The organism is Mycobacterium sp. KBS0706 (assembly GCF_005938675.2).
Taxonomy (GTDB): Bacteria; Pseudomonadota; Alphaproteobacteria; order DSM-16000; family Inquilinaceae; genus Inquilinus.
The window spans coordinates 26,806-45,610 of record NZ_VCCH02000015.1; the positions used below are offsets into that span (position 1 = coordinate 26,806).

Genomic DNA, 18,805 nt, shown 5'->3' on the forward strand with positions numbered 1-18,805 from the left:
CATGGGAAAACAATGGATTTTCTACGATCCGTGGCTTTTTGGCCGCTTTGCTGGGACTCTTCGACTGTCGCCGGAACAAAATCCAAGTTGGGCCGCTTCTTTCGACTCTGAACTTGGTGCTGTTTTTCTTTTGTTCTCATCCCGAGACATGACAAGACGACCCGGGAACGCGGCCCGGCCGCTCGACGGCGATGCTGGGAAAAGGCGGCAGATGGCCTGTAAGCCGGGTTCTGTCCCCGGCCCCGTATCCTTGCGGACGGCGGGTCGGGGGATGGCCATTCCTCTGGGACGACGGTCGCCCGTCGCCTCGCGCGACCAACCCGGGCGGCAGGCGGAAACGCCTGTCGGCCCATGGTTTCCCATGAGCCGCCCCGCCCCTATTCGGTCTTGCTCCCGGTGGGGTTTACCGTGCCGCGACCGTTGCCGGCCGCGCGGTGCGCTCTTACCGCACCCTTTCACCCTTACCCGGCCGGAGCCGGGCGGTTTGCTTTCTGTGGCACTGTCCCTGGGGTCGCCCCCGCCGGGCGTTACCCGGCACCGTGTTTCCGTGGAGCCCGGACTTTCCTCCCCGCCGGGCCGAAGCCCGGCAGAGCGGCCATCCGGCCATCTGCCGGCGTTGGTATAGGCAGCCGGCGGCCGGACCGCAAGGCGGCCCATGCCGTCCCATGACAGATTGGTGACGCCGACCGGCCTTACGCGTTGCCTCTCCCGCCACGCGAGACCTTTTCAGAATCGATCACTCGAACCGACGCGTGGTTTCCACTCTCCCCCTCCCCTCGCGGGAGGGGGCTAGGGGGAGGGGGTGTCGATGACGAGAGCCACCGTGGAATCGGTCAAGTTTTCTGCGGAGTCGGTGGTGTCGCTCAACGTCAATTCCATCGGCGCCAAAAACCCCTCTCCCTACCCCCTCCCGCAAGGGGAGGGGGAGGATAAAAGGATAGATCGGCCCAGGCGGCGGCATTTTGAAAAGGTCTCGCCACGCGGGAGAGGCAATACGAACCGACCGGCGGAGCGTGTCTATTCCGCCGTCTTGGTCAGCGTCGACAGGCTCTCCCGCTGCCGGCCCTCGGCGTCGAAATTCGCAGGGGCCAGCCAACGCTCGAAGGCGGCGCGCAGCCGCGGCCATTCGCCGTCGATGATCGAGAACCAGGCGGTGTCGCGGTTGCGGCCCTTGTAGACCAGGGCCTGGCGGAACAGGCCCTCGTACTGGAAGCCGAGGCGGGCGGCCGCGGCACGCGACGGCGCGTTCCGGCTGTCGCATTTCCACTCGTAGCGGCGATAGCCGAGCTCGTCGAACACGCGGGCCATCATCAGGAACATCGCCTCGGTCGCCATCGGCGTGCGCTGCAGCAGCGGCGAGAAGTGGATGTGCCCGACCTCGATCACCCCGTTCGCCGGGTCGATGCGGAGATAGGAGGCGACGCCGACCGCCCGGCCGGTGGCGCGGTCGATCACCGTGTGGAACTGCGGGTCGCTGCCGGCCGCCATCTTCTCCAGCCAGGCGCTGAAGCCCGCGAAATCGGCGAAGGGGCCGATGCCGAGATAGGTCCAGTTGCGGCCGTCCGTGTCGCGGCCCATCGCCTCGAACAGATCCTCGGCGTGGCGGGCGGGGTCGAGCGGCTCGAGCCGGCAAATTCGGCCCTCCATCGGCGTGCGCGGCGGCAGCGGCCGCTTCTCCCAGCCGGGAACGGGGGCGCCGATCGGCTGGCCGAGGGCATTGGTCAGTTCGGTGGTCATGTCGCCTCACTCTTACTCGCCGGCCTCGGCCGGGGCCACGCCGCCACCGACATTGGTCCGCAGGATGTCGTCGAAGCGCCGGCCGGACGCATAAGGATCGGTGCCGGCGCCCGGGGCGATGCCTTCCGGCAGCAGCGGGCAGGGCTGCAGCGCGCCGATGGTCTCGGAAATCGGGATCACCCCGGCCCAGATGCCGGCGGCCAGGTCGTCCTCGTCGTCATGCGGCGGGCCGCTGCGGATCTTGACGCTAGCCTCCTCGATCTCCATCGCGATCAGCGTGGTGGCCCGCACCTCCTTCACCGTCGGCCGCCGCATCTCCGCCACCCGGCCGGGGAACAGCCGCTCGACATAGGCGTCGAGGGCGGTGAGCTTGTGCGCCTCGTCCTCGACCTTGGTGGCGGTGCCGAACACCATCACCGCGCGGTAGTTCATCGAGCAGTTGAAGCCGGAGCGGGCCAGCACCAGCCCGTCGATATGCGTGGCGGTCAGGCAGACCGGCAGGCCGGCCCCCTGCCCCTGCAGCATCCGGCTGACCGAGGAGCCGTGCCAGTACAGCCGGTCGCCGTCGCGCCAATAGGCGGTCGGGGTGCAATAGGGCTGGCCGTCGAGGACATAGGCGATGTGGCAGACCACGCTGGCGTCGAGCACGGCATGGACCGTGGCGCGGTCATAGGCGCCGCGCTTGGCCAAGCGCTTCAGCCGGGCGCGGGCGGAGGGGACGATCTGGTTCATGGCGGTCCTCGGAACGGCATTGGCCTTCTCGATGACGCTTTCACACGCGACTGGAAAGGTCCAATTCCGAATGACCGGCCCGACCAATCGCGGCGCGGAGGGTTGCCGATGCGGCGACGTCCCGCCAGCATGCGCCCCCAGCCCCGCGACCGCGAGCCACGCCCATGATCGACCACGTCACCCTCAATGTCAGCGATCTCCGCAAGAGCCGGCTGTTCTACGAGAGTAGCTTCGCGCCGCTGGGATACGGCCTGGCCTTCGGGAAAGACGACGTCTTCTGGGCCTTCGACATCGGCGACGGGCTGTTCGAGATCCAGCAATCGGACGCCCCGTCGCCGCTGACCCCGGCGCATGTGGCGTTGCGGGTGACGTCGCGTGAGGAGGTCGATGCGTTCCACCGCGCGGCCCTGGCGGCGGGCGGGCGCGACAACGGCGCCCCCGGTCCCCGGCCCGACTATTCCGAGACCTATTACGCCGCCTTCGTGCTGGACCCCGACGGCCACAACATCGAGGCCATGATCAATCCGAAGCCCTAGCGGAACCCGCGCAGCACCGCGCCGAGGGTGCGGGCGGCAGCGTCGAGGGCCTGGGGCGGGAAGCCGGTGAAGCCGAGGATCAGCGCCCGGCGCGGGGGTGCCGCGATGTGCATCGGCGACAGCGGGCGGACCACCAGGCCGCGCCGGCGTGCTGCCTCGGCCACCGCGACATCGTCCAGACCCGGGCGCAGGTCGGCGACGAGATACATGCCGCGGTCGATCGGGGCGACGGCCAGGTCGTCGCCCGCCTCCGCCGCCAGCGCCGCGGTCAGCCGCTCGCGCCGCTCGGCATATTCCTGGCGCATGCGGCGGATGTGGCGGGTGAAGTGGCCCTCATTGATGAAATCGACCAGCACGTCGTCGAGGATGGTCGACGGGAAGCGGTCGGCGGCGTTGCGGATCACGGCGAAGCGGTCGACCAGCTCCGGCGGCAGCACCACGTAGCCGACGCGCAGCCCCGGGAACAGCACCTTGCTGAGGGTGCCGATGTAGATCACCCGGCCGTGCCGGTCCAGGCCCTGCAGGGCCGAGAGCGGCCGGCCGGAGAAGCGGAACTCGCTGTCGTAATCGTCCTCGATCACCCAGCGCCCGTCGCGCGCCCAGTCGAGCAGCGCCAGCCGCCGCGGCAGGCTCATCGCCACGCCCAGCGGATAGTGATGCGTCGGGGTGCAGTAGAGCAGCCGCGCCTCGGGCTCCAGCGCCAGGCCGGCGGCGACGTCCAGCCCCTGCCCGTCGACCGGCACCGGGACGATCCTGAGTTGATGCTGGCGCAGGCCGGCCAGCGCCGCCGGGTAGCACGGATCCTCGATCCAGGCCGGGTCGCCGGCCTGCGCCACGGCGCGCAGCACCAGGTCCAGCCCCTGCTGGCTGCCGGAGACGATGGCGATGTGGTCGGCGTCGCAGGCGACGGAGCGCGACACGCGGAGATATTCGGCCAGGGCCTCGCGCAGCGGCCGGTGGCCCATCGGGTCGCCGTAGCCGCGCTGGCGCACGCCGATGCCGCGCAGATGGCGCTGCACCAGCCGGCCCCAGGCGCGCTCGGTGGCCGGGTGCATGCCGCAGAAGCCGGCGGCGAAGGGCACGGTCTCGCCGCGCCAGGCGGGGGCCGCGGCGGCCCGGCCGGGGCTCTCGGCCGGCGCGGTAAGCGCCGCCTCCTCGGCTTCGATCCCGGCGGCGACATAGGTGCCGGCGCCGACCCGCCCAGCGACCACGCCCTCGGCCTGCAGCTGGTCGTAGGCGGCGACCACGGTGGTGCGCGACACATTGAGCCGGTCGGCCAGGATCCGGGTCGCCGGCAGCCTTGTGCCGGCCGGCACCACCCGGCGGGCGATCAGGTCACGCAGCGCCAGGTGCAGCTGCTGGAACAGCGGCCGGCGGTCCTCCGGGTCGAGCCCGAGATCGATCAGGTCGATCCAGGAGACCGGGCGGTCGCGCACCGCCCGGCTGGAAGGGCGCGCGGTCATGACATGACGACAGTCATGCGGATCGGTTCGCGAGTCGCCTGTACTTGTCTTCCAACCGGTCGAACACGTCGGCAGCGGGCTTGACCCGACCCGCCTCGGCATCGGCCAGGCCCCGCGCCAATGACGCATCGAGGGCCGACAGGCGGGCCTCCCTCCCCTGAAGCGGCGGGACGCCGTCGCGCGGCAAATCGGCCCTGATCATCGGCAATCCCTCCGGGCGGCCTGTGATGCGGGTTCATCATAAAACATAGACTCGTCATGGCGAGCCCCGAAGGGGCGTGGCCATCCAGGGGCCGCTCGCACCGCCCCCTGGATGGCCACGTCGCTCCGCTCCTCGCCATGACGAGGAAGGGGTTGGAGAGCGGGCCAGGAGGCTCCCGATCTCAGCCCTGGCGCAGCCGCGCCACCAGGTCCGGCAGGGAGGCGATCTGGAAGCCCTTCTCCGCGGCATCGGCGACCAGCGCGCCGGCGTCGCCGCGGCCGGCCAGAACCTCGCCCGCGGCCCAGAGCAGGGTCGAGCGGGTGCCGCTGCGGCAATGCATCACCACCGGCTTCGGCGCCGAGGCCAGGGCCCGCTGCATCGCCTCGACATCGCCCGGCGCGATCGAGGAGGAGGTGACCGGGATGTGGATATAGGCCAAGCCCAGCCGCTCGGCCTCGGCCCGCGCCTGCTCGGCCGGCAGCTGGCCCGGCTCCTCGCCGTCCGGGCGGTTGTTGATCAGGGTCTTGGCGCCCGAGGCCGCGATCTCCGCGATCGCCGCGCGGTCAACCTGCGCCGCCGCATAGAGGCCGGGCGCGATCTGGGTCAGCTTGGCCATGGTTTCCCTCTCACGTGACCTGCGCCTGGGTTTCGACCGCCTTGGGCCGGCGCAGGATGATGATGCCGACGCCGATCAGCGTGGCGATGCCGCCGACCACCAGCGTCCAGCTGGCCGGCTCTCCCAGGAACAGCACGCCCGACAGCACGCCGAACACCGGCACCAGCAAGGTATAGGGCATGGTCTGGTTGACGGAATAGGTGCGCAGCAGCCGGTACCAGATGGCATAGGAGAAGATCACCACGATCACCGCCTGGAAGGCGACCGCGATCCAGGCCCAGGCGCTGGCCCGGGTGACCGCCTGCCACTGGCCGTCCTCGATCAGCAGCGAAGCGCAGAGCAGCATCGGCGCGGCGAACAGCGACATCCAGCCATTGATGGTGGACGGATCGAGATCGGTCATCCGCTTCATCTGGATGTTGGCGCCAGCCCAGACGATCGCCGCCAGCACGATCAGCCCGATCGCCCACAGGGCCGAGCTGTGCCGCGGCTCGCCGGCCAGGATGGCGACGCCGCCGATCGCCACCGCCATGCCGAGCGCCCGGCGCCAGCCGATCTTGTCGCCGAAGAACAGCATGGCCATGGCCGCCGAGGCCGGCACCTGGACCTGGATGACGATCGCCGCCACCGCGGCATCGACATGCGCCAGGCCGGTGAACATCAGCGAGAAATGGGTCAGCCCCAGCATCACCGCCAGGACCAGCACGTCGCGCCAGCGCCCGCGCGGCATGCGCACGAAGGGCACCAGCAGCAGCGCCACCAGGCCGAAGCGCAGCGCCATGAACAGGAGCGGCGGCAGCTCCGCGAGGCCGTATTTGGCGATCACGAAGTTGTAGCCCCAGATCAGCATCACGCCGAGGGTCAGCAGCAGGTCGACCGGCCGCATCATCAGGCGCCGAGCTCCTCCGCCAGGGACGCGAGCTCGAGCCAGCGCTCCTCCGCCGCCTCCCGCTCCGCCTCCGCCGCCGCCAGCCGGGCGGATTTCTTGGCGAAGCCGTCGGGGTCGCGGGCATAGAGGCCGGGGTCGTGCAGCGCGTCGCCGAGTTGGGCGATCTCGGCGGTCAGCGCCTCGATCCGGCCGGGCAGCAGGTCGAGCTCGCGCTGGTCCTTGAAGCTGAGCTTGGTGCGCGGCTTCGACGCCACGGGCCTGGCCGCCGTGGCGGAGCGTGCCACCGGGGCCGCGGCCTGGGCTGCCGGCCGCTGGCGCAGATAGTCGGTGTAGCCGCCGACATACTCCGTCACCCGGCCCTGGCCCTCGACCGCGATCACCGAGGTCACCAGCCGGTCGAGGAAGTCGCGGTCGTGGCTGACCAGGATCAGCGTGCCCTGGAAGTCGGCCAGCACCTCCTCCAGCAGGTCCAGCGTCTCCAGGTCGAGGTCGTTGGTCGGCTCGTCCAGGATCAAGAGGTTGCTGGGCCGGGCGAACAGCTTGGCCAGCAGCAGCCGGCCGCGCTCGCCGCCCGACAGGCTCTTCACCGGGCTGAACATCCGCGAGGAATCGAACAGGAAATCGGACAGGTAGGAGGCGATGTGCCGCTTCTGGTCGCCGACCTGGACATGGTCGCCGCCATGCGGCAGCAGCACGTCGCGCAGCGTGGTCTCGGGGTCGAGCACGGCTCGGGTCTGGTCGTAATAGGCGGGCTCCACCCCCGGCCCCAGCCGCACCGTGCCGGAATCGGGCGGCTCGGCCCCGGTCAGCACCTTGACCAGGCTCGACTTGCCGGCGCCGTTCGGGCCGATCACGCCGATCCGGTCGCCGCGCAGCACCCGGGTGGAGAAGTCGCGGACGATGACGGTGTCGCCGAAGGCCTTGGACACGCCCTCGGCCTCGATCGCCCGGACGGCGCCGCGCCCGGCCTCGGCGATGCCGAGCGCCGCCACGCCCTGGCGGGCGATCTGCGACCGCCGCTCGGCCCGCATGGCGTAGAGGTTGCGCAGGCGGCCCTGGTTGCGCTTGCGCCGGGCGCTGATGCCCTGGCGCGACCAGGTGGTCTCGGTGGCGATCCGCTTGTCCAGCCGCGCCCGCTCCGCCTCCTCCTGCGCCAGGATGGTCTCGGCCCATTCCTCGAACTGGGCGAAGGGCTTGTCCATCTGCCGCAGCACGCCGCGGTCGATCCACCAGGCGCGCTGCACCAGGGCGTTGAGGAAGGCGCGGTCGTGGCTGATCAGCAGCAGCGCGCCGCGCCAGGCCTTGAGCTCGCCCTCCAGCCATTCGATGGTGGGCAGGTCGAGATGGTTGGTCGGCTCGTCCAGCAGCAGCACGTCGGGCTCGCCGACCACGGCGCGGGCGATGGCGGCGCGCCGCCCCTCGCCGCCCGACAGCGTCCCGGTCGGCCGGTCGCCGTCCAGCTTCACCGCGGCCAGCACCGCGTCGACCCGCCAATGGTCATGGGCGCGGTCGGCCGGCAGGTCGGAGGCGACATAGTCGGCCACGGTGGCGTGGCCGGACAGGTCCGGCTCCTGCGCCAGATAGGCGATGCGGACGCCCGGCTGGACGAAGCGCTCGCCGCCGTCGAGGTCGATCGCCCCGGCCAGCGCCTTCAGGATGGTCGACTTGCCGCTGCCGTTGCGGCCGACCAGGCAGGCCTTGTCGCCGGCCGAGAGCGCCAGGTCGACGCCGGTCCAGAGGGGCGTGCCGCCGAAGGTGACGGCGGCATTGCGAAGGCCGAGCAGGAGGGTCATGTGCCAAGGATCCGAGAGAGGCCGCCCTTGTCGCAACTCCGGCCCGACTTGGCTACCCCCGGCTTGGTCATGCCTGCCCGACCGGGCTGACCACCCGGCGGCCCGTGGGCGTGCGCTCGACCGTCAACGCCACGCCGTAGAGCCGGGTCAGCCGGTCCGGCGTCAGCACCGCGTCGACCGGCCCGGTCTCGAACCCGCTGCCCAGCACCGCCACCCGGTCGGCAACGGCGAAGGCGTGCTCCGGCTCATGGGTCGAGACCAGCACCGCCAGCCCGTCGGCGGCCAAAGCGCGGATCCGGTCCAGCACCCGCAGGCGGTTGCCGAGGTCGAGGCTGGCCGTCGGCTCGTCCATCACCACCACGCCGGCCTGCTGGGCCAGGGCGCGGGCGATCAGCGCCAGCTGCCGCTGGCCGCCGGAGATCCGGGTCGAATCCCGTTCTGCCAATGCTGCGATGCCGAGCGTGTCGAGCGCCCGCAGGGCGATGTCGAGATCGGCCCGGCCGGGTGTGGCGAAGGCGCCGAGCGCCGCGGTCCGCCCCATCACCACGAGGTCGAGCACACTGTAGGCGAAATCGCCGGGATAGGCCTGCGGCACATAGGCGACGCGGCGGGCGACAGCCGTCGGCCGCAGCCGGGACAGGGCTTCGCCGCCGACCCGGACGGTGCCGGCCAGCGGCGGGATCAGCCCGAGCAGGGTCTTGAACAGCGTGGTCTTGCCGACGCCGTTGGGCCCGAGCAGGCAGGTGACGGTGCCGGCCTCGAGCGCCAGGTCGATGCCGGCGGCGACGGTCGTCGCGCCATAGCCGATGGTGAGGTCTTCGGCAGCCAGGGCGCTCATGGCCGAGGCGCCCGAGGGCCAAGCGTAGAGGATCCAGATTGCCTCTCCCGCTTGCGGGAGAGGTCGGGCTCGCGCAGCGAGACCGGGTGAGGGCCACTCGCCCCCGACACCAGAGCCAGCGTTGCAGGACCAGGCGGAACATACGCTCGCTCGCGGCGAAACTCTGCGCTCGGTGAGACCGAGCCCCCCTCACCCGGACATCCTCCGGATGTCCGACCTCTCCCGCAAGCGGGAGAGGCAATCTGTTCGCCTACCCGTTGTCGGTGTCGCCGATCGATCCATGCATGCCGTTGCGTAAACGGGAGAGGCCACGCGCGATGAGCCGGTCCTCTTCTCATGGCAGCCGCCTCCGCCGGCCATGGGCCAGGAGCCAGACGAAGATCGGGCCGCCGATCGCGGCGGTCAGGACGCCGAGCGGGATCTCGATCTCGGCGGCGGAGCGGGCCAGCGTGTCGATCGCCAGCATGAAGGCGGCGCCCAGCAGGATCGCCGCCGGCAGCAGCCGGTCGAAGCGCGGCCCGACCAGGAGACGCGCCATATGCGGCACCATCAGCCCGACCCAGCCGATGACGCCGGAGATGGCCACGACAGCGGCGGTGACCAGCGTGGCGGCCACGATCACCAGCAGGCGCAGCCGCGGCACGTCGACGCCCAGCGCCCGTGCCTCGTCGTCGCCCAGCGACAGCACGCCGATGCGCCAGCGCAGCAGCAACAGGGGCACGAGGCCGACCAGCACCGCCGGCAGCACCGCCGCCACGTCCTCGACCTTCGCCCCGGCCAGGCTGCCGAGCAGCCAGAAGGTGATCGCCGGCAGCTGGTCATAGGGGTCGGCCAGCACCTTGACCAGGGAGATGGCGGCCCCGGCCAGAGCGCCGACCACGATCCCGGCCAGGACCAGCACCAGCACGTCGCCGCCGCCCCTGAGCGTGCGGGCCAGGGCGCCGACGGCCGCCACGGTCAGGAGGCCGCCGCCGAAGCCGAGCAGCTGGATCGCCGCCACCGGCAGGCCGAGCAGGATGCCGAGCACGGCGCCGAAACCGGCGCCGGTGGAGACCCCGAGGATGTCCGGCGACACCAGCGGGTTGCGGAACAGGCTCTGATAGGCGGCGCCGGCGACGGAAAGCGCGGCGCCGACCAGCATCGCCGCCAGCACCCGCGGCAGGCGGATGCGGAACAGCACCGTCTCCACCGTCGGGTCGATCGCGCCGCCGAAGACGCGGCGCCAGAGCGCGGCCAGCACCTCTTGCGGCGGGATGCGGTAGGGACCGATGCCGGCGGCGACCAGCGCCGTCGCGATCAGAAGAAACGTCAGGACGAGGAGGACCGTGGCTGTCCGCACCGCGCCGGTCTCAGCCCCCGGCGCCGTCGAGCAGGCGGGCCAGGTCGGCGTCGGTCAGGTCGACCTGGTAGAACAGGTGGTAGAAGCCGCGCACCTGGTCACGCAGATCGCCCGGCGCCTGCTCCGGATACAGCGTGTGCAGCAGCCAGGTCAGGCCGATCAGCCGGTTGACCGAGGGTGGGAAGTCGACGAAGCCGAAGGGCAGGCCCGGCGACAGGAAGACACGGCCGGCCTTGACCGCCGGCACCGGCTGCCAGTCCGGGCTGGCGGCGGCGCCCTGGGCGAAGCGCCGGTCGAGTGCGATGATGGTGTCGGGCGCCCAGGCGATCACCTGCTCGCGCGAGGCGGTGACGAGGCCGCCCTTGTCGCGCAGGCCTTCGACCACGTTGACGGCGCCGACCCGTTCGAGGATCTCGGTGGTGATCGACCCGCGCGAACCGCTTTCCAGCCCTTCCGGCCCGCGAGCGAGATAGGCCTTCGGACGCTGGTCGGCCGGCACCTTGGCCAGCACGGCATCGACCTGGGCGAAGATCGCCTCCGCCGCCTGGGCCAGCGTCTCGCCCCGCTCCGGCACGCCGAGGATGCCGGCCAGCAGGCGCAGCGCCGCCGGGGTGTTGGGGAAGCTGCCGTCGATCAGCAGGTACGGGATGCCGGTCTGCTGCTGCACCCGGTCGGCCAGCGATCTGTAGGTGTCGCTGATGGTGCCGAAATCGACGATCAAATCGGGCTTGGCCGCCAGCAGCTGCTCCAGGTTGACGGTGTCGCCCTTGCCGGTCAGGCGTCCGGTCTCCGGCAGGTCGCGCACCGCCGGCAGCAGGAACGGCTTGTCCTCCGGCCGCGGCGCCCGCACCCAGCCGGTCATGGTCTGCGGCGCCAGTATGTAGACGAGGATCGAGGCCGGCGGGCCGGCAGCGAAGACCCGGCCGACATGGTCCGGGATGTCGACCTGGCGGCCGGCGGAATCGGTGACGGTACGGGCCCAGGCCGGTGCGACCACCAGGGCCAGGGCGGCGGTCAGGGCAGCCAGGACGAAGCGGCGGTGAAACAAGGTCACGGGTCCCCCACGTCGGAATCGCCGGGCGTCGGCGGAGCGACCGGCGTGAAGGCGCAACGGTCCGGCTTGATGTCGATCAGCGGCGTGCCGTCGAGGCAATCGAGCCCGCGCACCAGCAGGGCCGACCCCTCGATGCCCAGCAGCGCGACCATCGACGTGCCGATCGGGTTGGGCCGCACCGGCGAGCGCAGCGAGAAGGTGCCGCGGCTGGTGCCGTCGCTCTTCGGGCTCTGCAGCACCAGGTCGCGGCGCGACCGGTGCAGCCAGTACAGGATCTCAAGCCGCTCGAATTCGGCGACGCCGGCCAGCGCCTGGTCCCAGGGCGCGAACACCTCGATCCGGCAGGTCGGGCCGTCAAGGCGGCCCTGGCGCGGGCAGTCCAGGCGCGAGGTCCAGGGGGTATGGATGCGGCCGATGAAAACCAGGCCGGCATCGGCCGCCTCGGGCCATTCGACGGCGCGTTCGGCCGCCCGGATCTCGTCCTCGCGCACCATGCGGATCCCCTGCTCTCCGTGCCGCCTCGCTATATAGGACGATATATTCCGGTCGGCGAGAGGCTTGATGGCGTGAGCCCGGCGCTCGATGACGAGGATCTCGCCGCAACCCTGCATGCGGGCCGGCCCGCTATCCGGGGCCGCGCAGCACGTCGATGAAGGCACGCAGCGCCGGCGGCATCTGGCGGCGGCCGGGGTGGTACAGGTAGAAGCCCGGGAAGCGCGGCGACCAGTCGCCCAGCACCCGCCGCAGCCGCCCGGCCGCGATGTCGGCTTGCGCCTGCCGGTCGAGCAGATAGGCGATGCCGACGCCGCCCAGCGCCGCCTGCAGCATCAGCGCGGCGTCGTTGACCACCAGCGGCCCGTCGACCGCCAGTGCGACCTCCTGCCCGCCCTTCTCGAACTCCCAGCGGTAGAGGTCGCCGCCGCCGGGCCAGCGGAAGCGGAGGCAGCGGTGGCGGTGCAGGTCGGCTGGGGTCTGCGGCACGCCATGCTCGGCGAAGTACTCGGGCGTGGCCACCGCCGCCAGCTCCAGCACCCCGGTCAGCGGCACCGCCACCATGTCGCGCTCCAGCGTCTCGCCCAGGCGGATGCCGGCGTCGAAGCGGCCGGCGACGATGTCGGTGATGGTGTCGTCGACCACCACCTCCAGCTCGACACCGGGATGGGCGTTCTGGAACCGGCCCAGCATCGGGCCGACCAGATGTGTGGCGGCGAAGCGCGGCACGTTGATGCGCAGCCGGCCGGCCGGCGCGTCGCGGAAGCGGTTCACCTCCTGCACCGCCTGGTCGAACTCGGCGAAGAGCGGCCGCAACCGGTCCAGCAACCGCTCGCCCGCCTCGGTCGGGGTGACGCTGCGGGTGGTGCGGTTCAGCAGGCGCACGCCGAGCCGCTCCTCCAGCCCGCGCAGGGTCTGGCTGAGCGCCGAGGGCGAGACGCCGAGCCGCCTGGCGGCGCGGGAGAAGCTCGCCGCCTCGGCCACCGCGGCGAAGGCCCGCAGCTCGGCATAGTCGCTGCCGCGCATTCTGCACCGTTTCCTTCAAGACCATTGAAGATTATGGGCCATTCCCTTCAAGGAAGCGAGGCTGCACCCTCGGCCAGGACACTGAGAGGCCGCCATGAAGATCCTGATCGTCCATGCCCATCCCGAGCCGCGCAGCTTCAACGGTGCGCTGACCGATACCGCCCGGCGCTGCCTGGCCGAGGCGGGGCATGAGCTGGTGGTCTCGGACCTGTACACCATGGGCTGGGACCCGCGCTCCGGCCGCGGCAACTTCGCCGGCGCGCTGGACCAGGACATCTTCAGGCAGCAGCAGGAGGAGGCGCATGCCAGCGCCACCGGCGGCTTCGCCCCGGAGGTGCTGGCCGAGCTGGACAAGCTGTTCTGGTGCGACGCGCTGGTGTTCCAGTTCCCGCTGTGGTGGTTCGGGCTGCCGGCGATGCTGAAGGGCTGGGTCGACCGGGTCTTCGCCATGGGCGCGGTCTATGGCGGCGGGGTCTGGTACGACCGCGGCCGCTTCGCCGGACGCCGGGCGATGCTGTCGCTGACCGTCGGCGGCCCGCCCAGCATGTACGGGCCGGACGGGCTGAACGGCGACATCCACCAGCTGCTGTACCCGATCCAGCACGGCATGCTGCGCTTCACCGGCTTCGACGTGCTGCCGCCCTGCATCGCCTGGCAGCCGGCCCGGATCGGCGAGGAGGGCCGGCGGGCCACTCTGGAACAGTACCGGCAGAGGCTGCTGACGCTGGCGACCACCGAGCCGCTGCGCTTCCCGAGCCTCGACGACTATGACTCCGAGACCTTTGCCCTGAAGACGGGAGCGGCGACGTGAGGATCATCGTCATCGGCGCCACCGGCACGATCGGCACGGCGGTAGCGACGGCGCTGGAGAAGCGGCACGAGGTGGTGCGGGCATCGCGCAACGGGTCGCCTTCGGTCGATATCGAGGACACGGCCTCGATCGCGGCGCTGCTGGCGGCGACGGGGCCGGTCGACGCCGTCGTGTGCTGCGCCGCCAGCGCCCGGATGGCGCCGCTCGACGCCCCGGACGAGGCCTTCCTGCAGGGGCTGCAGGGCAAGCTGCTGGGCCAGGTGGCGCTGCTGCGGCTGGCCCTGCCGCATCTGCGCGACGACGGCTCGGTCACCCTGACCGCCGGGACCTTCGACCCGCCGATGGCCGGAGCCGCCTTCGGCGCCCTGGTCAATGCCGGCCTCGAGGCCTTCGTCCGTGCCGCGGCGCTGGAGCTGCCGCGCGGCCTGCGGGTCAACGCCGTCAGCCCCGGCTGGGTGCGCGAAACGCTGGCGGCGATGGGCCGGGACGGCGGCACGCCGGCGGCCGATGTCGCCCGCCCCTATGTCGCGGCGGTGGAGGGATCGGCACAGGGCCAGGTGATCAGGCCCTGACGTTGCTGCCAGGATCTGGCAGCATGGCCTCATGTCGCGATCCGAACGCCTGCTGACGCTGATCCAGGTGCTGCGCCGCCACCGCCGGCCGGTCAGCGGGCGGGTGCTGGCAGCCGAGACCGGGATCAGCATCCGCACGCTGTACCGCGACATCGCCACGCTGCAGGCGCAGGGCGCCGACATCGAGGGCGAGCCCGGGCTGGGCTATGTGCTGCGGCCCGGCTTCATGCTGCCGCCGCTGATGTTCTCGGAGGACGAGATCGAGGCGCTGGTGCTGGGCTCGCGCTGGGTCGCCCAGCGCGCCGACGACCGGCTGGGCGACGCCGCCCGCAACGCCTTGGCCAAGATCGCGGCGGTGCTGCCGGAGGATCTGCGCCAGGGCCTCGACGCCAACGCCTTGCTGGTCGGGCCCGGCCAGGCGATCGCCGGCGGCAGCATCGACCTCGCCACCGTGCGCCAGGCGATCCGGGGCGAGCGCAAGCTGGCCATCGCCTATCGCGGGCCGGAGGGGGCGGAGACCCGGCGGGTGATCTGGCCCTTCGCGCTGGGCTTCTTCGACCAGGTCCGCATGGTGGTGGCCTGGTGCGAACTGCGCCAGGGGTTCCGCCATTTCCGCACCGACCGGATCCTGGAGCTGGCGGCGATCGAGGCGCGCTATCCGAAGCGGCGCCAGGCCCTGCTGAAGGAATGGCGCGAGATGCAGGGCATCTCTTCCCGCGACTGATACTGCCGGAAACTGACAGCATGGGGGCGCATCCTGGGCCCGTCATCACCCAGGAGAACCCCGATGCCGATCCCGAGCTACACCCTGCTCTATGTCGACAACCCGCCGGCCAGCGCCGCCTTCTATGCCGGGCTGCTGGGCCGCGAGCCGGTCGAATCCGCGCCCACCTTCGCCCTGTTCGTGCTCGATGGCGGGGCCAAGCTCGGCCTGTGGTCGCGGCACACGGTCGAGCCGGCGGCGACGGCGGCAGGCGGCGGGGCCGAGATCGGCTTCAGCGTCGCCGACGCCGCGACGGTCGAGACCATCCATGCCGATTGGCGCGGCCGCGGCCTGCCGATCCTGCAGCCGCCGACCGCGATGGATTTCGGCCACAGCTTCGTCGCCCTCGACCCCGACGGCCACCGGCTGCGGGTGTTCGCGCTGACGGCGTAACGGAACGGGCCTGCGCAACGGCACGGTCCGCCCCCTCACCCTCCCGGCCCAAGCGGGCCGGGCCCTCCCTCTCCCCAAGGAGAGGGAATAGGAGCTGCGGCCCCTTCACCTCTCCTTGGGAGAGGTCGAAATCGCGCCAGCGATTTCGGGTGAGGGGGCGGCCCCGGCCCATCCACTCGATCACCCTATCGCTGGGCCTCGACAAATCGGCCCGCGGCTGGTCGAGTAGCGGATCGCACCCGGCCGGCGGCCCGCCGGGGCGACGGGACCCGGGGCCGTGGATTCATCGCCCGTGATCGACCTGTCCCAGACCTCCGCCGCCGCCCTCGGCCGCCTCTACCTCGCCGGCGCGACCGACCCGGTCACCGCGGCCGAGTTCTTCCTCGACCGCATCCGCGCCTGCCCGGACAAGGCAGTGTTCCTGCTGCTGACCGAGGAGCGGGCGCGGCGCGAGGCCGAGGCCAGCCGCAAGCGCTACCGCGCCGGCCGGCCGCTGGGGCCGCTGGACGGCGTGCCGGTCGCCTGGAAGGACCTGGTCGACCTGGAAGGCACCGTCACCACCGCCGGGGCCGAGGTGCTGCGCCACGCCCCGCCGGCCGCTGCCGACGCGCCGATCGCGCGCCGCCTCGCCGCTGCCGGCATGGTCAGCCTGGGCAAGGTCAATCTCAGCGAATTCGCCTATTCCGGCCTCGGGCTGAACCCGCATTACGGCACGCCGCTGAACCCCTACGATGCGGCGACTCCGCGGGCGCCCGGCGGGTCCTCCTCCGGCTCGGCCGTCGCGGTGGCGCGCGGCCTCGCCCCCTGCGCCATCGGCAGCGATACCGGCGGGTCGGTGCGCATCCCGGCCGCCTTCAACGGGCTGGTCGGCCTGAAGACCACCGAGGGCCGGATCGACAAGAGCGGCGTGTTCCCGCTGTCGCAGACCCTGGACACGATCGGCCCGCTGGCCCGGACGGTGGAGGACTGCATCCTGCTGGATGCCGCCCTGCGCGGCGCCGTCGCCACCGATATCATCCGGGCCGAGCTGTCCGGGCTGCGGCTGGTGGTGCCGGAGAACATCGTCTTCGACCATGCCGAGGACGGGGTGGTCGCCAATTTCGAGCGGGCGCTGGCCGCGCTGGTTGCCGGCGGGGCCAAGGTCGAGCGGCGGCGCATCGCCATCTTCGACGAGGCGCTGGCGGTGGGCGCCGCCCATGGCTCGCTGACGGCGGCGGAGGCCTATGCCTTCCACCGCGAGCTGATGGAGGGGCCGGACGCGGCGCGGGTCGACCCGCGCATCACCTCGCGCATCGGCGGCGGCAAGCGGATGACCGCCCTCGACCTGTTGGCGATCCAGGCCATGCGCCGGCGGTTGAGCCCGGCGCTGGCGGCCGAGCTGGACGGCGCCCTGCTGGCCTTCCCCACCGTGCCGCATGCGGCGCCGGAGATCGCGCCGCTGGAGGCCGATGTCGAGCTGTACCACCAGACCAATCTGCGCAGCCTGCGCAACACCATGATCGGCAACATCCTGACCACCTGCGGCCTGGCCCTGCCGACCGGGCTGGACGGGCGCGGCCTGCCGACCAGCCTGCTGCTCTCCGCCCCCGCCGGCGACGACTCCCGGCTGCTCGCGATCGGCCTGGCCGCCGAAGCGGCCGGCATCGACGGGCGCAGCTGATCGAAAGGCCTGGCCGATCTCCCGGCCGGGCCTTCCTCCCCTCCCCCGTCCCCCCGGACGGAGCCGTCAATCCAGCAGGTCGGGCTCGGCCGCGACGATCCAGTCCCACAGCGGCTTGAAGCTGAGCGCCCCGCCGGTCGGGCCGCCGACCCGGTCATAGGTGAACTTCGCCGTGCTGTGGTCGAGCACGATCGGTGTGCCCGCGGCCTCGGCCAGCAGCTGGGCGTGGGCGGCGTTGTCCATCGAGATGTACCACCAGGCCGCAGCCTCGACCGACGGGCCGGCGGTGAGGAAGCCGTGATTCTGCAGGATCACCGCCTTGCGGTCGCCGAGCGCCTGGACGATGCGCTGGCCCTCTTCCGCCTCCAGCACCACGCCGTGGAACTCGCCGTAGAGCCCGTGGTCGCCGTGGAAGCTGCAGGAATCCTGGGTGATCGGGTCGAGCAGCCGACCCAGCGTCGACCAGGCCTTGCCGTAGGTCGAATGGGTATGGGCGGCGGCGACCACGTCCGGCCGCGCCTTGTGGATCGCGGCATGGATGACGAAGGCGGCCTCGTTGATCGGCTGGCTGCCCTCCACGATCTCGCCATGCTCGTTGACCAGCTGCAGGTCGGAGACGCGGATCTGGCCGAAATGCCTGCCCAGCGGGTTGACCCAGAAATGGTCGGTCAGCTCCGGGTCCCGCGCGGTGATGTGGCCGGCCAGGCCCTGGTCGAAGCCGCGGCGGGCGAAGATGCGGAAGGCGGCGGCCAGGCGCTGCTTGCGGTGCAGACGCTCCGCCGCCAGCGAATTGTGCTGCGGCAGGGTGAAGAAGTCCCGGGCCCGGGTGGCGACGGTGGCTTGGCTCATGGGGTCCTCGCGAAGGGTCAGGCGCTCTTGGCCAGCAGCTCGCCGTAGCGGCGGTCGAACAGGGGGGCGACGTCGATCGGGCCGGGCACCAGGCCGAGCTCGATGAAGGTGTCGGCGACGGCCTGGACCGAGGCGACGGCGTCGTCGGTCACAGGCCGCAGGTCGTTGGGCTGGCTGGCGTTGCGCAGCTGGCCCAGCACGATGTCCCGCGGCACGCCGATGGCGTCGCTGAAGATCGTCGCCCAGTCCTCGAGATGCGCCTGCTGCCAGGCCCAGGCCCGCTTGATGCGCAGCAGGTAGTCGCCGATCGCGGCCGACAGCCTCGGGTCGTCCAGCGCCTCGGCCCGGGCGGCGTAGATGTAGTTGCCGGAGAGATAGCCGTTGGCGGTGACCAGCACCCGGGCGCCGGAGGCGGCGATGGTGATCGGCACGGAGTAGCCGTAGATCGCCCAGGCGTCGATCGCGCCCTGGTCGAAGGCGGCGCAGCCGTCGGCCGGGGTCAGCGGCACGCCGGTGATGTCGGCGAAGGACAGGCCGGCCGCCTTCAGGATCCGGGCCAGGTAGTACTGGGTGGTGGTGGCGCGGACATAGCCGACGCGCTTGCCGGCGAGGTCGGCCGGCGTCCGGATCGGGCTGTCCTTCGGCACCAGGACGACCTGGTTGTTGACGTCATCGGCGATGATCGCGACCGCCTTGATGCGGGCGCCGGAGGCGGCGGCGAAGACCGGCGGGATCTCGCTCATCGACCCGACATCGATGGCGCCAGCATTCATCGCCTCGACGATCACGTTGCCAGAGGCGAACTCGCCGAAGCTCAGCGCATAGGGCGTGTCGAGCTGCCCGGCCGCGCGCAGCAGGTTGTCCTCGCGGCCCTTGTACTTGGCAGCGCGCAGGGTGACGCCGGCGTCGGCGCGGGACAGGCCGGGCCCGAGCGCCAGGAGGCCGGCGCTGCCGGCCAGCAGCGAGCGGCGCGACAGGATGATGGGCACGGGCGCTCCTTCGGTGAGCGTGAATGCGGCAATGCCGGGATTCGATGTGAA

At 71.7% G+C, this 18,805-nt stretch carries 20 protein-coding genes and 1 other RNA gene; 6 read left to right on the plus strand and 15 right to left on the minus strand.

All coding sequences use genetic code 11. The features are described from left to right. Positions 1-203: 203 nt before the first annotated feature. The 3 genes from rnpB to FFK22_RS10530 form a co-directional block, all read right to left on the minus strand. Positions 204-611: RNase P RNA component class A (gene rnpB, locus FFK22_RS10520), an RNA gene on the minus strand. A 406-nt stretch (positions 612-1,017) separates the two neighbouring features. Beyond that, positions 1,018-1,737, minus strand: coding sequence for a GNAT family N-acetyltransferase (locus FFK22_RS10525; RefSeq protein WP_138891220.1), 720 nt, complete (start codon positions 1,735-1,737; stop codon positions 1,018-1,020). A gap of 12 nt (positions 1,738-1,749) precedes the next feature. Beyond that, the gene (locus FFK22_RS10530; protein ID WP_138891221.1) at positions 1,750-2,469 is read right to left on the minus strand and encodes a pyridoxamine 5'-phosphate oxidase family protein; all 720 of its coding nucleotides are present in this window, start codon (positions 2,467-2,469) and stop codon (positions 1,750-1,752) included. 164 nt (positions 2,470-2,633) lie between these two features. Between FFK22_RS10530 and FFK22_RS10535 the strand changes: the two genes are divergently transcribed. Next, on the plus strand, positions 2,634-3,005 hold the full coding sequence (locus FFK22_RS10535) for a VOC family protein (RefSeq protein ID WP_138891222.1): 372 nt from the start codon (positions 2,634-2,636) through the stop codon (positions 3,003-3,005). Here the strand turns inward: FFK22_RS10535 and FFK22_RS10540 are convergent. The 10 genes from FFK22_RS10540 to FFK22_RS10585 form a co-directional block, all read right to left on the minus strand. Beyond that, a complete protein-coding gene (locus FFK22_RS10540; protein ID WP_138891223.1) occupies positions 3,002-4,468 on the minus strand; it encodes a PLP-dependent aminotransferase family protein in 1,467 nt (488 codons plus the stop codon). The genes FFK22_RS10535 and FFK22_RS10540 overlap by 4 nt on opposite strands. 13 nt (positions 4,469-4,481) lie before the next feature. Then, on the minus strand, positions 4,482-4,670 hold the full coding sequence (locus FFK22_RS10545; protein ID WP_138891224.1) for a type II toxin-antitoxin system ParD family antitoxin: 189 nt from the start codon (positions 4,668-4,670) through the stop codon (positions 4,482-4,484). Positions 4,671-4,851: 181 nt separating this feature from the next. Further along, positions 4,852-5,286, minus strand: coding sequence for a TIGR01244 family sulfur transferase (locus tag FFK22_RS10550; protein ID WP_138891225.1), 435 nt, complete (start codon positions 5,284-5,286; stop codon positions 4,852-4,854). 10 nt (positions 5,287-5,296) lie between these two features. Continuing rightward, positions 5,297-6,175, minus strand: coding sequence for a DMT family transporter (locus tag FFK22_RS10555; protein ID WP_221938512.1), 879 nt, complete (start codon positions 6,173-6,175; stop codon positions 5,297-5,299). Then, positions 6,175-7,968, minus strand: a complete 1,794-nt coding sequence (locus FFK22_RS10560) for an ABC-F family ATP-binding cassette domain-containing protein (protein WP_138891226.1) — start codon at positions 7,966-7,968, stop codon at positions 6,175-6,177. The genes FFK22_RS10555 and FFK22_RS10560 overlap by 1 nt, the downstream gene beginning before the upstream one ends. A gap of 67 nt (positions 7,969-8,035) precedes the next feature. Then, positions 8,036-8,806, minus strand: a complete 771-nt coding sequence (locus FFK22_RS10565) for an ABC transporter ATP-binding protein (protein ID WP_138891227.1) — start codon at positions 8,804-8,806, stop codon at positions 8,036-8,038. 334 nt (positions 8,807-9,140) lie between these two features. Then, positions 9,141-10,145: an iron ABC transporter permease gene (locus tag FFK22_RS10570; RefSeq protein ID WP_138889238.1), complete on the minus strand. Its 1,005-nt coding sequence runs from the start codon at positions 10,143-10,145 to the stop codon at positions 9,141-9,143. Positions 10,146-10,155: 10 nt separating this feature from the next. Further along, positions 10,156-11,199, minus strand: coding sequence for an iron ABC transporter substrate-binding protein (locus tag FFK22_RS10575; protein ID WP_138889239.1), 1,044 nt, complete (start codon positions 11,197-11,199; stop codon positions 10,156-10,158). After that, positions 11,196-11,693 (minus strand): tRNA (N6-threonylcarbamoyladenosine(37)-N6)-methyltransferase TrmO, encoded by a 498-nt coding sequence (gene tsaA / locus FFK22_RS10580; RefSeq protein WP_138889240.1) that lies wholly within the window; start codon positions 11,691-11,693, stop codon positions 11,196-11,198. The genes FFK22_RS10575 and tsaA overlap by 4 nt, the downstream gene beginning before the upstream one ends. A 130-nt stretch (positions 11,694-11,823) precedes the next feature. After that, entirely contained in the window at positions 11,824-12,717 is an 894-nt protein-coding gene (locus FFK22_RS10585) for a LysR family transcriptional regulator (protein ID WP_138889241.1), read from the minus strand. A gap of 94 nt (positions 12,718-12,811) precedes the next feature. On the opposite strand from FFK22_RS10585, the gene FFK22_RS10590 reads away from it, so the two are divergent. The 5 genes from FFK22_RS10590 (at position 12,812) to FFK22_RS10610 (ending at position 16,916) form a co-directional block, all read left to right on the plus strand. Then, entirely contained in the window at positions 12,812-13,528 is a 717-nt protein-coding gene (locus tag FFK22_RS10590; RefSeq protein WP_138889242.1) for an NAD(P)H-dependent oxidoreductase, read from the plus strand. After that, the gene (locus FFK22_RS10595; RefSeq protein WP_138889243.1) at positions 13,525-14,100 is read left to right on the plus strand and encodes a short chain dehydrogenase; all 576 of its coding nucleotides are present in this window, start codon (positions 13,525-13,527) and stop codon (positions 14,098-14,100) included. The genes FFK22_RS10590 and FFK22_RS10595 overlap by 4 nt, the downstream gene beginning before the upstream one ends. A gap of 31 nt (positions 14,101-14,131) precedes the next feature. Next, positions 14,132-14,824 (plus strand): YafY family protein, encoded by a 693-nt coding sequence (locus FFK22_RS10600; protein WP_138889244.1) that lies wholly within the window; start codon positions 14,132-14,134, stop codon positions 14,822-14,824. 63 nt (positions 14,825-14,887) lie between these two features. Next, a complete protein-coding gene (locus FFK22_RS10605) occupies positions 14,888-15,256 on the plus strand; it encodes a VOC family protein (protein WP_138889245.1) in 369 nt (122 codons plus the stop codon). A gap of 277 nt (positions 15,257-15,533) precedes the next feature. Further along, entirely contained in the window at positions 15,534-16,916 is a 1,383-nt protein-coding gene (locus FFK22_RS10610) for an amidase (protein WP_221938513.1), read from the plus strand. A 66-nt stretch (positions 16,917-16,982) separates the two neighbouring features. On the opposite strand, the gene FFK22_RS10615 is transcribed toward FFK22_RS10610, so the two are convergent. Together FFK22_RS10615 and FFK22_RS10620 are read right to left on the minus strand one after the other, a co-directional pair. Continuing rightward, a complete protein-coding gene (locus tag FFK22_RS10615; RefSeq protein WP_138889246.1) occupies positions 16,983-17,765 on the minus strand; it encodes a class II aldolase/adducin family protein in 783 nt (260 codons plus the stop codon). Positions 17,766-17,782: 17 nt separating this feature from the next. Further along, positions 17,783-18,754: an ABC transporter substrate-binding protein gene (locus FFK22_RS10620; RefSeq protein WP_221938514.1), complete on the minus strand. Its 972-nt coding sequence runs from the start codon at positions 18,752-18,754 to the stop codon at positions 17,783-17,785. Between the last annotated feature and the right edge of the window lie 51 nt (positions 18,755-18,805).

Coding starts and splice junctions, on each gene's coding strand:
- FFK22_RS10525 (WP_138891220.1), bottom strand. CDS start 1,737: ATGACCACCGAACTGACCAATGCCCTCGGCCAGCCGATCGGCGCCCCC.
- FFK22_RS10530 (WP_138891221.1), bottom strand. CDS start 2,469: ATGAACCAGATCGTCCCCTCCGCCCGCGCCCGGCTGAAGCGCTTGGCC.
- FFK22_RS10535 (WP_138891222.1), top strand. CDS start 2,634: ATGATCGACCACGTCACCCTCAATGTCAGCGATCTCCGCAAGAGCCGG.
- FFK22_RS10540 (WP_138891223.1), bottom strand. CDS start 4,468: ATGACCGCGCGCCCTTCCAGCCGGGCGGTGCGCGACCGCCCGGTCTCC.
- FFK22_RS10545 (WP_138891224.1), bottom strand. CDS start 4,670: ATGATCAGGGCCGATTTGCCGCGCGACGGCGTCCCGCCGCTTCAGGGG.
- FFK22_RS10550 (WP_138891225.1), bottom strand. CDS start 5,286: ATGGCCAAGCTGACCCAGATCGCGCCCGGCCTCTATGCGGCGGCGCAG.
- FFK22_RS10555 (WP_221938512.1), bottom strand. CDS start 6,175: ATGATGCGGCCGGTCGACCTGCTGCTGACCCTCGGCGTGATGCTGATC.
- FFK22_RS10560 (WP_138891226.1), bottom strand. CDS start 7,968: ATGACCCTCCTGCTCGGCCTTCGCAATGCCGCCGTCACCTTCGGCGGC.
- FFK22_RS10565 (WP_138891227.1), bottom strand. CDS start 8,806: ATGAGCGCCCTGGCTGCCGAAGACCTCACCATCGGCTATGGCGCGACG.
- tsaA (WP_138889240.1), bottom strand. CDS start 11,693: ATGGTGCGCGAGGACGAGATCCGGGCGGCCGAACGCGCCGTCGAATGG.
- FFK22_RS10585 (WP_138889241.1), bottom strand. CDS start 12,717: ATGCGCGGCAGCGACTATGCCGAGCTGCGGGCCTTCGCCGCGGTGGCC.
- FFK22_RS10590 (WP_138889242.1), top strand. CDS start 12,812: ATGAAGATCCTGATCGTCCATGCCCATCCCGAGCCGCGCAGCTTCAAC.
- FFK22_RS10600 (WP_138889244.1), top strand. CDS start 14,132: ATGTCGCGATCCGAACGCCTGCTGACGCTGATCCAGGTGCTGCGCCGC.
- FFK22_RS10605 (WP_138889245.1), top strand. CDS start 14,888: ATGCCGATCCCGAGCTACACCCTGCTCTATGTCGACAACCCGCCGGCC.
- FFK22_RS10615 (WP_138889246.1), bottom strand. CDS start 17,765: ATGAGCCAAGCCACCGTCGCCACCCGGGCCCGGGACTTCTTCACCCTG.